This window comes from Streptomyces sp. R35, assembly GCF_041053035.1.
GTDB classification, from domain to species: Bacteria; Actinomycetota; Actinomycetes; order Streptomycetales; family Streptomycetaceae; genus Streptomyces; species Streptomyces lutosisoli.
On sequence record NZ_CP163440.1, the window covers coordinates 9,395,193 to 9,408,341 of the forward strand.

At 67.9% G+C, this 13,149-nt stretch carries 9 protein-coding genes; 8 read left to right on the plus strand and 1 reads right to left on the minus strand.

Features of this window, described 5'->3' with window-relative positions:
- Positions 1-64 precede the first annotated feature (64 nt).
- Positions 65-856: an aldo/keto reductase gene (locus tag AB5J50_RS42250; RefSeq protein ID WP_369265664.1), complete on the minus strand. Its 792-nt coding sequence runs from the start codon at positions 854-856 to the stop codon at positions 65-67.
- Between the two features lie 314 nt (positions 857-1,170).
- Between AB5J50_RS42250 and AB5J50_RS42255 the strand changes: the two genes are divergently transcribed.
- From AB5J50_RS42255 to AB5J50_RS42290, 8 genes are read left to right on the plus strand one after another with little or no spacing between them, the layout of a single operon-like run.
- The gene (locus AB5J50_RS42255) at positions 1,171-1,311 is read left to right on the plus strand and encodes a pyrroloquinoline quinone precursor peptide PqqA (RefSeq protein WP_369263897.1); all 141 of its coding nucleotides are present in this window, start codon (positions 1,171-1,173) and stop codon (positions 1,309-1,311) included.
- 33 nt (positions 1,312-1,344) lie between these two features.
- Positions 1,345-2,163 (plus strand): pyrroloquinoline-quinone synthase PqqC, encoded by an 819-nt coding sequence (gene pqqC, locus AB5J50_RS42260; RefSeq protein WP_369265665.1) that lies wholly within the window; start codon positions 1,345-1,347, stop codon positions 2,161-2,163.
- Positions 2,160-2,414, plus strand: a complete 255-nt coding sequence (pqqD, locus tag AB5J50_RS42265) for a pyrroloquinoline quinone biosynthesis peptide chaperone PqqD (protein WP_369263898.1) — start codon at positions 2,160-2,162, stop codon at positions 2,412-2,414. The genes pqqC and pqqD overlap by 4 nt, the downstream gene beginning before the upstream one ends.
- On the plus strand, positions 2,411-3,490 hold the full coding sequence (gene pqqE, locus AB5J50_RS42270; RefSeq protein ID WP_369263899.1) for a pyrroloquinoline quinone biosynthesis protein PqqE: 1,080 nt from the start codon (positions 2,411-2,413) through the stop codon (positions 3,488-3,490). Before pqqD ends, pqqE begins: the two co-directional genes overlap by 4 nt.
- Positions 3,487-4,782, plus strand: a complete 1,296-nt coding sequence (locus AB5J50_RS42275; RefSeq protein WP_369263900.1) for a glycoside hydrolase family 105 protein — start codon at positions 3,487-3,489, stop codon at positions 4,780-4,782. The genes pqqE and AB5J50_RS42275 overlap by 4 nt, the downstream gene beginning before the upstream one ends.
- Positions 4,779-5,555 carry a heparin lyase I family protein gene (locus tag AB5J50_RS42280; RefSeq protein WP_369263901.1) on the plus strand — a complete coding sequence of 259 codons (777 nt, stop codon included), beginning with the start codon at positions 4,779-4,781 and terminating at the stop codon, positions 5,553-5,555. The genes AB5J50_RS42275 and AB5J50_RS42280 overlap by 4 nt, the downstream gene beginning before the upstream one ends.
- An 11-nt stretch (positions 5,556-5,566) precedes the next feature.
- Positions 5,567-11,107, plus strand: coding sequence for a glycosyl hydrolase family 28 protein (locus tag AB5J50_RS42285; protein WP_369263902.1), 5,541 nt, complete (start codon positions 5,567-5,569; stop codon positions 11,105-11,107).
- An 11-nt stretch (positions 11,108-11,118) separates the two neighbouring features.
- Positions 11,119-13,149, plus strand: a complete 2,031-nt coding sequence (locus AB5J50_RS42290; protein ID WP_369263903.1) for a PQQ-dependent sugar dehydrogenase — start codon at positions 11,119-11,121, stop codon at positions 13,147-13,149.

The window sequence follows — 13,149 nt, forward strand, 5'->3', positions numbered from 1 at the left end:
CCCGTACACGTCCGCCCCGCCGCGGGATCTCGTGCGGCGGGGCGGATGCGTACGCGTGCGGGGCTCAGCCCATGTCGAACGTCGCCGGGTCCGGACCCAGACGACGGTCCTCGTTGAGCGCCGTGATCGCCGCGAGGTCCTCGGTGTCCAGGGAGAAGTCGAAGACCTCGATGTTCTCCTTGATCCGGGACGGGGTCACGGACTTGGGGATCACCACGTTGCCCAGCTGGAGGTGCCAGCGGAGCACGATCTGCGCCGGGGTGCGGCCGTGCTTCTGGGCGATGGCGATGATCGCCGGGACCTCCAGGAGGCCCCGGCCCTGGCCGAGCGGCGACCAGGCCTCGGTGGCGATGCCCTGCTCCGCGTGGTACTCACGCGCCGCGTGCTGCTGGAGATGCGGGTGCAGCTCGATCTGGTTGACGGCCGGGATGACCGACGTCGCGTCGATCAGCTTCTCCAGGTGCTCGGGATAGAAGTTGGAGACACCGATGGCCTTGGCGCGGCCGTCCGCGTAGATCTTCTCGAAGGCCTTGAACGTGTCGATGTACTTGCCCCGGGACGGCAGCGGCCAGTGGATCAGATACAGGTCGATGTACTCCAGACCCAGCTTCTCCAGGGACGCGTCGAAGGCGCGCAGCGTCGCGTCGTACCCCTGGTCGCTGTTCCAGAGCTTGGTGGTGACGAAGAGATCCTTGCGGGCGATGCCGGAGCGGGCGACGGCCTTGCCGGTGCCCTCTTCGTTGCCGTAGATCGCCGCTGTGTCGATGCTGCGGTACCCGGCCTCCAGCGCGGTGGCGACCGCCCGCTCCGCCTCGTCGTCCGGCACCTGCCAGACGCCGTAGCCCAGCTGCGGCATCTCGACGCCGTTGTTCAGGATGATCGGGGGGACCTTGCTCACGAGCTCTCGATCCTTCAGTCGTCGGGTGGTACTCCCATGGTCAACGATCACGGGCCGTGATGCATTCCTGACTGCGCTTCCCATGGTCCGCATCGCAGATTGGCCGGAAATGGATCCGACCAATCTCGGTCCGGACCATTGACCGGGTCGCGTCGTCCCGCAACTCTGGATCGCGGCACCGAACGCATCAATGAACTCGGTGCACGCATGTGAACACCAGCGCCTGTCTGGGCTCCACACCCCCCACCCATCAGGAAAGCAGGTATGCACACATGAACGAAAAGGCTCCTGAAGCCCGACATTTGGAAGTGGCGATTCAGGAAACATCGGAGGAAAGCGTCTGGGAGGCCCCCGGGTATCTCGTCATCGAGACCGCCCTCGAGGTCACCGCGTACGCCCTCGGCGACCGCTAGCCCCACGGTGGTCGAACCGTGACCGCGACAACCGTGCGCGACGACGGTGCCGCGGCCCCTTGGCGGACCCCCGAGTTCACCGAGCGGCTGCGCGCCGTCGCCGAGGAGCGTTACCACGACCGGCATCCCTTCAATATCCGCATGCACCAAGGCGAGTTGACGCCCGACGAGCTGCGCCGCTGGATCGCCAACCGCTTCCACTACCAGCGCCACATCCCCGTCAAGGACGCCCTGATCCTCGCCAAACTCGACGAGCCCGCGCTGCGTCGCGCCTGGCTGCGCAGGATCCAGGACCACGACGGAACGGCCGACGGCGAGGGCGGCATCGAACGCTGGCTGCGGCTCGGCGAGGCGGCCGGTCTCGACCGTCCGGCACTGTGGGACGCCTCCCGGGTGCTGCCCGGCGTGCGGTTCGCGGTTGAGGGTTACGTCACCTTCTGTCGGCTGCGCCCGGCCTTGGACGCGGTCGCCGCCTCGCTCACCGAGCTCTCGGCCCCCGGGCTGATGCGCAGAAGGATCGCCGCCTTCGAACGGCACTACCCCTGGATCGACGCCGACGGGCTCGCGTACTTCCGGGCCCGCATCGGCCAGGGCGGCCGCGACAGCGAGGAGGCCCTCGCGCTCGTCCAGGCCTGGGCCCGCACCAGGCGGCAGCAGGAACGGGCGGTGGCCGCGCTGGCGTTCAAGTGCGAGGTGCTGTGGGCCTTGCTGGACGCGGTGGACCAGGGCGGCCGGGCGAACTCGGGCGGGGTAGTGGACCAGGGTGCCGGAGCGGACGACGGTGCCGGAGTGGACCAGGGTGCCGGAGTGGACCAGGGCCGCGGGCCGCGCGACCCGGCGAGCGGGCCATGACCTGGCACCCCGCCCTCGCCCGGTCCGTGATGTTCCGTCACGACCACGTCAGAGACGCCGACTTGCTCCTGCTCCCCGAGCGCGTCGTCGTCCTGCGCGGCACCGCGAGCAGCATCGTGCGGCTCTGCGACGGCAGTCGTGAGGTGTACGAGATCGTCGCCGAGCTGGGCGAACGGTTCCCCGGCGCGCCCGTCGCCGACGAAGTCCCCGCATTCCTCTCGACGTTGCGAAAGGAGGGCTGGCTCCAGTGACCGTGGCTCCCCCCTGGGCCCTGCTCGCCGAACTCACCCACGGCTGTCCGTTGCGCTGCGCCTATTGCTCCAACCCCGTCGAACTGATCAGTCGGTCAAGAGAGCTGAGCACCGGACAATGGGTCGATGTGCTGCGCCAGGCCGCTGACCTGGGCGTCGTCCAGACCCATCTGTCCGGCGGTGAACCGCTTCTCAGACGCGATCTCACCCCGATCGTGGAGGCCGCGGCCACCGCGGGCCTCTACACCCAGCTCGTCACCAGCGGCGTGGGCCTGCACGAGCGGCGGCTCGCGGAACTGCGGGACGCCGGACTGCGCTGTGTCCAGCTCTCCGTGCAGCACGCCGATCCCCTCGCCTCCGAACACATCGCGGGCGCCCGCTCGTTCGCAGCCAAGGAACGCGCGGCCCGGCTGGTGCGCGCCGCCGGGCTCCCGCTCGGCCTGAACGTCGTGCTCCACCGAGCCGACATCGACGCCCTCGACGACCTGATCGACCTCGGCCTCGACTGGGGTGCCGAGCGGATCGAGCTCGCCAACACCCAGTTCTACGGCTGGGCGTTACGCAACCGGTCGGCCCTGCTGCCGACCCGCGACCAGGTCGAACGGGCCCGTGCCACGGTGGCCCGCCGCCGCGAACAGCTCGCCGGGGCCCTGGAGTTGATCTGGGTCGCCCCCGACTACCTCGACGGCACCGCGAAACCGTGCATGGGCGGCTGGGGAGCCGTCTCCCTCACCGTCGCCCCGGACGGCACCGTCCTCCCGTGCCCGGCCGCGGCGACGCTGCCCGGCCTCGATCCGCCGAACGTGAAAGACCGCCAACTCGCCTGGATATGGCGTGAGTCGAAGGCCTTCAACGCCTACCGCGGCGAGGACTGGATGCGCGACCCCTGCCGCACCTGCGCCCTGCGCGCCACCGACTTCGGCGGCTGCCGCTGCCAGGCCTACGCGCTCACCGGCGACGCCACCCGCACCGATCCGGCCTGCCGCCACGCCCCCGGCCACCACCTCGTCCGCACGCTCGTCGACGACAGCCCCCGTACGACCTCTGCCTACGCCTATCGAGAGGGAGGATCATGAGACGACGACCGCGCGCGGTGCTGCTGGCAGGCGCGCTCGCCACCGCGGGCCTGCTGACGGTGTCCGCGACCGTGCCGCAGGAGGCCGCCACCGGCCCTCGGCCGGTCTCCGCCACCGCCCGGTTCCCGGCCGCCGGCACCCATCAACCCCCGGTCGTCGGCACCGACCGGTCCCCGGTCGCCGCGCCCGACTGGTCGGTCGCCCTGGTCGACTCGACCATGGCCCGCTACACGCCCAGCACCATCGGCGGCTGGTCGTACCCGGTGGGCCTCTATCTCTACGGCCAGTACCTCACGTACCAGCGCACGCACGACGCCCGCTACCTCACCTACATCAAGAGCTATGTCGACCGCTTCGTGAAGAGCGACGGAACCATCAGCCAGAGCTTCAACAGCCTCGACAGCATGCAGGCCGGCCGGCTGCTGACGATCCTGCACCACGAGACGGGCCAGGACCGCTACCGCAAGGCGGCGAAGAAGATCCGCGACAGGCTCACCACCTATCCGCGCACGGCCGACGGCGGCTTCTGGCACGCCGACACCAGCAGCCGCGCCCATCAACTCTGGGCGGACGGCGTCTACATGGTGAACCCGTTCCTCGTCGAATACGGCAAGGAGTTCGGGGACGCGACGTACGCCGACGACGAGGCGGCCAGTCAGCTGTACGTCTACGGCAGCCATCTCCAGGTCGCGAGCGGCCTGTTGAAGCACGCGTACGACGAGTCGAAGACCGCGAGCTGGGCCGATCCGCAGACGGGCCTCGCGCCCGAGCACTGGTGCCGGGCGGTCGGCTGGTACGCGATGGCGATCGTCAACGTGCTGGACGCGATCCCCGCCGGCCATCCGCGTCGGTCCCAACTGGTCGGCATTCTGCGGAAGTTGGCGACCGGTCTGGAGAAGTACCAGGACCCGGCCACCGGGCGCTGGTTCCAGGTGATCGACAAGGGTGGCCGGAGCGACAACTGGACCGAGACGTCCTGCTCCAGCATGTTCACCTACGCCCTCTCGCGCGGTGTCCAGCAGGGCCACCTCGACGCGCACTACGCCACGGTCGCCCAGCGCGGCTACGAAGGCGTCCTCGCCAGGATCTCGACCGGCTCCGACGGCCGCACCAACCTCACCGACATCTCCATCGGCACGAACGTCGGCGACTACGCGTACTACATCGCCCGCACCCGGGCCACCAATGACTTCCACGGCCTCGGCGCCTTTCTGATCATGAACGAGCAGCTCGGAGCACATCCCGTCAGGACACGGAGCACCCCCACTCAGGACGAGGTGAGTCAGCCATGAGCACATCCAGAAGAGCCCTCTTGGGCGCGGCACTCGGCGGAGCCGCCGTCGGTCTGTCCGCGCCGACCGCGCACGCCGCCTCCTGGCAGCTGAAGTGGTCCCCGTCGGCGAGCGGCGACGGCCTCGGCGCCTTCGAGACCATCGAGGACGACCGCGCCGACTCGCACCCCGCCGGGCAGCCGCACATCTACGCCACGGGCAACAACTGGCGCTTCAATATGCACACCGTCGACCGCGACACCTCAACGGACCGACAGCGTCAGGAAGTCACCGGTCTGCGCACGAGCGGCAGCAGCTATCTGCAGTGGACCGAGGGCCAGACCTGGCGGATCACGTACTCGATGTACATCCCCAGCTCGCTGAAGGCGACGACCACCTTCACCCACATCATGCAGATGAAGCAGCCCGGCAACGGCACCTCGCCGATCGTCGTGCAGTCGCTGCGGCGGGTGAACGGTGTGCAGACCATCGAGCTCAAGCTGGCGATCGACGACATCCTCATCGGCCGTACGGACCTGGAGCCGCTGCAGAACAAGTGGATCGACGTCGACTTCCAGATCAAGGTCGGCAACGGGTCGGCGGGCTCGGTCCGTTGGATCCTCAAGAACGGCTCGACCACGGTCATCGACAAGTCGAGGACGGGCGTCGACACCTTCCTCGCCGACCGGGTGCGGCCCAAGTGGGGCATCTACCGCTCCCTCGGTGACACCTCCGGGTCCTTGCAGGACACGTACCTGCTGCTGACCAACCTGCGTGGCTATCAACTGGTCTGAGGAGCCGTCATATGAAGCACATCCACTGGGCGGCGTCCGTCTTCTTCGCGTTCGCCGTCGTGCTCGGACTGACCCACCCCCAGGCCCTCGCGGCTCCCCGTACGGCTGAGGCCGGCGTCTTCGACGTACGCGACTACGGAGCCAAGGGCGACGGCTCCACCAACGACACCCCGGCCATCAACAAGGCCGTCACAGCGGCCAATTCTGCGGGCGGCGGCACGGTCCGCTTCCCCGCGGGCACGTACAAGTCCAAGAACACCATCCACATGAAGAGCGAGGTCACGCTCCAGGTCGACAAGGGCGCGACGATCCAGGGCTCCAGCGCGGACACGTACGACCCGCCCGAGGACAACCCCAACGACGCCTACCAGGACTACGGTCACAGCCACTTCCACAACGCGATGATCTACGGCGACCGGCTCACGAACATCGGCTTCGTCGGCGACGGCGTCATCGACGGCCTGGGCAACCTCATCACCGGCAACCCGAAGTCGGGCGAGGCCGACAAGATCCTTTCGCTGACCCGCTGCAACGGTCTGCGCCTCGGCGACGGCCTCACCCTGCGGCGCGGCGGCCACTTCGCGGCCCTCATCAACGGCTGTACGAACGTCACTTCGGACCACCTGACCATCGACACCGCGAGCGACCGCGACGGCTGGAACATCATCAGCACGACCAACGTCACCGTCACCCACGCCACCATCAAGGCCAACGACGACGCGCTCGTCTTCAAGAGCGACTACGCGCTGGGCGCCAAGCTGCCCAACGGCCATGTACGGGTGAGCGATTCCTCTCTCTCGGCGGTGTGCTGCAACGCGCTCATGTTCGGCTCCGAGACCTGCGGAGACTTCTCCGACTACCAGTTCGCGAAGATCCGCATCGAGGGCTCCAACAAGTCCGGGCTCGGCATGGTCTCGATGGACGGGGCGAAGATCTCCGACGTCCACTACCGCGACATCACGATGACCAACGTCCATTCCCCGATCATGCAGAAGATCGGCACCCGCAAGCGCTGCGGGAACAGTCCCGGGATCGGCTCGATCAGCGACGTCACGTACGACAACATCACGGCGACCGGGTCGAGTCCGTCCTTCAGCCCGACACTGTGGGGCGAGAGCGGCCACCGGATCAACGGGGTCACCTTCACCAACGTCAACATCACCGTGCCCGGCGGCAACGGCACCATGTCCACCGCCGTACCGGGCAACGACCCGAACGACTACAACCCGAAGGCCATCGGCACGCGCCCCGCGTACGGCTGGTACCTCCACAACGCGGACAACGTCACCTTCACGGACAGCTCGGTGAAGTACGCGGCCGACGACGGACGCCCGGCGGTCATAGCCAACGCTGCCAGCGGCATCAGGTTCACCCGGTTCACCGCGCAGCGCGGCAGCAACTCGCTGCATGACATGGGCTTTCAGAGCGTCACGGGGTATTGCCTGACAGACAGTCACAACACGGCCGGCGGGTCCCTGCGTGTCTCCCACACCGGCTCGAATGAGAACTGCGGTACGGCGGCGAAGCCCCTGGCGGCCGCGAAGCCGCCGGCGGCAGGTGCGAAGCCGCTCGACCTGGAGAACCCCCGCCAGGCATTCCTGCGCGGCTCCGTCGGCGGCCTCTTCCTGCACTGGGGCGAACGCACCGCCCCCGCCCACACCAGCTGCACCGCCTGGGAGAACGACGTCACCAGCGGCGGCTGGACCCCCGACTACTGGGTGAAGGAGGCCCAGAAGCTGCACACCCAGTACCTGGTCCTCGCCACCTTCCACAGCCGCCTCGGCTACGCCCGCCCCTGGCCGTCGAAGATCCCCGGCAGCTGCTCCACCCAGCGCGACTTCCTCGGCGAACTGATCACCGCGGCCAAGGCCAAGGGCCTCAAGGTCATCCTCTACATGACCGACGACCCCCAGTGGCACAACGAGGGCGGCCACGAATGGCTCGACTCGGCGGCGTACTCCGCCTACAAGGGCACGAACGTCGACCTCACCACCCGCGACGGCTTCGGCCGCTTCAGCTACGACAACTTCTTCGAGGTCATGGACCGCTACCCCGACCTCGGCGGCTTCTGGATCGACAACGACAACGCGTACTGGGAGAGCCACAACCTCTACGCACAGATCCAGCAGAGGCGCCCGAACTACACGCTGAGCAACAACAACGAAGACACGCCGATCATGGACATGATCAGCAATGAGCAGAAGACGGGGATGACACCGTCGTACGACTACCCGCAAGCTGTCTACACGGCCCAACCCCGTCTGACCGAGGCCGACTTCAAGCTCCCGTCGAGCGGCGCCTGGTGGTACGACGGCTCGAACCCGTCCGTCGACAGGACGCTCACGCTCGGCCGGCTGATCACCAACGCGGGCTCGTCCGTGAAGGCGCTGATGGCCGAGACCGCCCAGGTCAACGGCAAGTTCCCGAGCAATCAGGCCGCCTTCAACACCTTCGCCGACTCCTACCTCGACCCCATCTGGGAGTCCCTGCACGGCACCGAGGGCGGCGGCTACCTGTACGGAGGCCTCAAACCCGGCTTCTGGAACGACGGCGCGCACGGAGTGATCACGGTCAGCAAGACCGACCCGAACCTCCAGTACGTGCACGTGCTGACACCGCCGTCCACCAGCACCTTGCGCATCCGGGACAACGGCTACCGGATCGCGTCCGTCACCAACCTCCGTACGGGAGCAGCCATTTCGTGGTCGCAGTCCGGAGGCGTCCTCACCCTGGGCGGGCTCGGCGGCTGGGACCCGTACGACACCGTCTTCAAGGTCACGACCGCCGGCCGGCAGGGCATCCTGTCCGGCGTCACGGTGAGCGCGAGCGCCTCGGCGAGCGGCCACGCGGCATCGGCCGCCGGGGACGGCAGTTACCTCAGTTACTGGGACAGCGACAAGACGCTGCCGGTGAATCTCACCTTCGATCTGGGGTCGGCGAAGAAGGTGCAGTACATCGGCCTCAACCAGCGCGAGGACTCCGTCGCCTACGCGCGCTCCGACACCGAACAGTCCGCGCGGATCAAGGCGTACAAAGTGTTCCTCAGCAACGACGGCTCCAGCTGGGGAAGCGCGGTGAAGACCGGGCAGCTGCCAAGTCGCCGTGGAATCCAGGGAATTGACCTCACGGCGGCGAACGCCCGGTACGTACGCCTCGAAGTCGACTCCACGTGGGCGGCGTCCACCGACACCACCCGCTACAAGCGGCTGCGGATCGACGAGGCGTGGATCGGCACGTCGTACGCCACCCCGGCGGCGACCGCCACCGCGTACCCGGCGGCTGCCGTCACCCCGTACTCCGACAACGACCAGGCGCTCCGCCCCGCCATGGGCTGGAGCAGCTGGAGCTTTGTGCGCCGCTGGCCCACCGAGGCGAAGATCAAGGCGCAGGCCGACGCCCTCATCGCGAGCGGGCTCAAGGACCACGGCTTCGTGTACATCAACCTCGACGACTTCTGGCAGAAGTGCGACGCGAACGGATTCGTCGTCGACTCGTACGGGCGATGGACCGTCGACACGGCGAAATTCCCCTCCGGGATCAAGGCGCTGGCCGACTACATCCACTCCAAGGGGCTGAAATTCGGCTTCTACGTCACGCCGGGCATCGCCAAGAACGCGGTCACCAAGAACACGCCGATCGAGGGGACCTCGTACCACGCCGCCGATATCGCGGACACCTCGAAGACCGAGAAGAACTACAACTGCAAGAACATGTACTACATCGACTACGGGAAGCCGGGCGCGCAGGAGTTCGTGAACTCGTGGGCGAAGCAGTTCGCCTCCTGGGGAGTCGACTACCTGAAGATCGACGGGGTGGGCAGCGCCGACATCCCCGACGTCCAGGCCTGGGACAAGGCGCTGCGGGCGACCGGCCGGCCGATCACCTTCGCGCTCTCCAACAACCTGCCCATCGCCAACGCCTCGACCTGGCGATCGCTCGCGAACAGCTGGCGCACCCAGGGCGATGTCGAGTGCTACTGCGGTTCGGGCGCGAACGGCAGCGGCTATCCGCTGACCGACTGGTCGCACGTCTCCGCCCGCTTCACCTCGGCGGCCAACTGGCAGCCGTACGCGGGCCCGGGCGGCTGGAACGACCTCGACTCGCTGGAGATCGGCAACGGAGACCAGGCAGGACTCACCGCCGACCAGCGCCGCTCCCACTTCACCCTGTGGGCGATGGCCGGCGCACCACTGCTGCTCGGCACCGACCTCACGCACGTCGACTCCGTCGACAAGGCGATGCTGACGAATGACCGACTCATCGGCGTCGAGCAGGACGGCGTCGCCGCGAAACGGGTGGTGAACAGTGGTGTCAAGCAGGTCTGGAGCAAGAAGGAAAACACTGGCGACTACGTGGTGGCGCTGTTCAACACCGGTACGTCCGGCAACACCACGGTCGGTGTGAACTGGTCGCAGGTCGGATTCACGGGCTCCGGCGACGTCACGGACCTGTGGTCGGGCTCCCACAAGGGCGTGATCGCGGACTCGTACAGCGCGACGCTGCGGCCGGGCGAAACACGGCTGATCCGTGTGAAGCCGGTTAACAGCGCGAATGCCGTGAAGGCGGCCGACGGTACGCAGAGTGTGAACCCGGTTAATCGAGTGAACGTTTCTGTGGCTCCCGGCGCGACAGCCGTCTCTCCCGGCCCCGGCACGGCAGCCGCCTCACCCGGTATGGCCGTCGCCCCCTACGAGTACCTCGGCTGGGGCAGCCCCCAGAACCCCACCACCGTCATGGCGGCGACCGGCGTCAAGTGGTTCACGCTCGCCTTCGTCCTCTCCGACGGTTCCTGCAACCCGAAGTGGGACGGCTCGCGCCCGCTGACCGGCGGCAACGACCAGTCGAAGATCAACGCGATCCGGGCGGCCGGCGGTGACGTCATCGTCTCCATCGGCGGCTGGAGCGGCGCCAAGCTCGGCGAGAAGTGTTCCAGCGCCTCGGCGCTCGCCGGCGCGTATCAGAAGGTCATCAACGCGTACGGCCTCAAGGTCATCGACATCGACATCGAGAACACCGAGTGGAACAACGCGACCGTGCGGCAGCGCGTGATCGACGCGCTGAAGATCGTGAAGGCGGGCAATGCGGGCCTAAAGACCGTCATCACCTTCGGTACGACGACCAGCGGCCCTGACTCCACGGGTGTCGACATGATCAAGCGGGGCGCCGGCTCGGGCCTGGCGAACGACATCTGGTGCATCATGCCGTTCGACTTCGGTGGCGGCACCACGAACATGGGCACGCTCACCACCCAGGCCATGGAAGGCCTCAAGGCGCGGGTCAAGTCGGCCTACGGATACAGCGATTCGACGGCCTACGCGCACATCGGGCTGTCGTCGATGAACGGCAAGACCGACGACTCCGGCGAACGCGTCCGGGTGGCCGACTTCAAGACCATGCTCGCCTACGCGCAGCAGCACCACATCGCGCGCCTCACCTACTGGTCCGTGAACCGCGACCGGGCCTGCGGCTCAGGTTCCGACGGGGACTCCTGCAGCGGCGTCTCGCAGCAGCCGTACGACTACCTCAAGGTCTTCGCCCAGTACACGGGCTGAGGGGACGAACCATGAAACTCAGCAGAGCACTTCCCTGGTGCCTTTCCCTGGCCCTGGCCGTGCCGCTCGTCGGGCTGACCGGCTCGATGGCCCGGGCGGCCACCGACTACCAGGCCGAGGACGCCACGATCTCGCAGGGCGCGGTGGCCTCCAACCACACCGGCTACACGGGCACCGGCTTCGTCGACTACACCAACACCACCGGCTCGTACGTGGAGTTCGCGGTGAGCGCGGCCTCGGCGGGCACCTCGTCGCTGGCCCTGCGGTACGCCAACGGTACGACCACCGACCGGCCGATGAACATCTCCGTCAACGGGACGGTCGTCGCCACCGGCGTCTCCTTCCCGGCCACCACCAACTGGGACACGTGGGCGACCAAGAGCGTCGACGTTCCCCTGAACGCGGGCTCCAACAAGATCCGCGCGACCGCCACCACCGCCAACGGCGGCCCCAACCTCGACCGGATCGGCATCGGCGCGGCTGCCGACACCCAGGCACCGAGCCGCCCGGGCCAGCCGAGTTGCTCAGCGGTGTCGGAGGACGGCCTGACCCTCGCGTGGGGCGCCTCGACGGACAACGTCGGCGTGACGGCGTACGACATCTACGAACACGGCAACAAGCTCAGCGAGGCGCCGGGCGACACGACGTCCAAGACCCTCACCGGGCTCAGCCCCCGCACCACCTACAACCTGACCGTCATCGCCCGGGACGCGGCCGGCAACGCCTCGCAGGCCAGCCCGGTCGTCGACTGCACGACCCCGCCGAGCTCCGACACCACACCGCCGACCAAGCCCGGCACCCTCACCTCCTCCAACGTGACCGCCAACAGCGTCGACCTCGCCTGGGGCGCCTCGACGGACGACAAGGCGGTGGCCGGGTACGACGTGCGCAGCGGGACGACGGTCTACAAGAGTGTGGCGAGCGGTACGGCGACCACGCTCACCGGACTCGCCTGCAACAGCCCGTACACGCTGAACGTGGTGGCGCGCGACGCGGCGGGCAATGTCTCCCCGCAGAGCAACACGGTCACCTTCACGACCCAGGCGTGCGCGACGGACGGCGGGGTCCCGTCGTCGATCGGGACGGTCTCCAGCGGCTGGACGATCCCCTGGGGCACGTACTGGATGCCCGACGGGCAGAGCGCGCTGGTCACCGAGCGGGACGACTTCCGGGTCTGGAAGGTCACGAAGGACGGCACGAAGACGCAGGTCGGGACCGTGCCGAACGCGGTGACGACGAACGGTGAGGGCGGTCTGCTCGGCGTGGCCGTCGACCCGAAGTGGGAGACCGACCACTACGTGTACTTCATGCATACGGCGTCCGAGGGCAACCGCGTCGTCCGCATGACGTACAACGGCAGCTCGCTGACCGGCTACACGGTCCTCCTCCAGGGCATCAAGAAGAACCGCTACCACAACGGCGGACGGCTCGCCTTCGGCCCCGACGGCTATCTGTACGTCTCCACCGGCGAGGCCCAGACGCCCGACCTCGCGCAGGACAAGAACTCCCTCAACGGCAAGATCCTGCGCATGACGACGGACGGCAAGGCGGCTCCCGGCAACCCGTTCGGCAACTACGTCTACAGCTACGGCCACCGCAACCCGCAGGGCCTGGCCTTCGACCGCAACGGGCGCCTGTGGGAGGCCGAGTTCGGCGACAGTTCCAAGGACGAGCTGAACCTCATCAAGCCGGGCGCCAACTACGGCTGGCCGACCTGCGAGGGCACGTGCAGCGTCGCCGGGATGACCAACCCCAAGAAGACCTGGAACGTCTCCGAGGCCTCGCCCAGCGGCATCGCCATCGTCCGCAACGTCATCTACATGGCATCCCTGCGCGGCGAACGGCTGTGGCGCATCCCCATCAACGGTGACACGGAGAACGTCGGCACGGCGACCGCGTACTACGTCGGCACCTACGGCCGGCTGCGCACGGTCACCAAGGTCCCGGGCGCCGACCAGCTCTGGCTCTCGACCACCAACTGCGACAACAACGGAGGTGCGGCGGACGGCTCGGACAAGATCTTCAAGGTGAGCATCGACTAG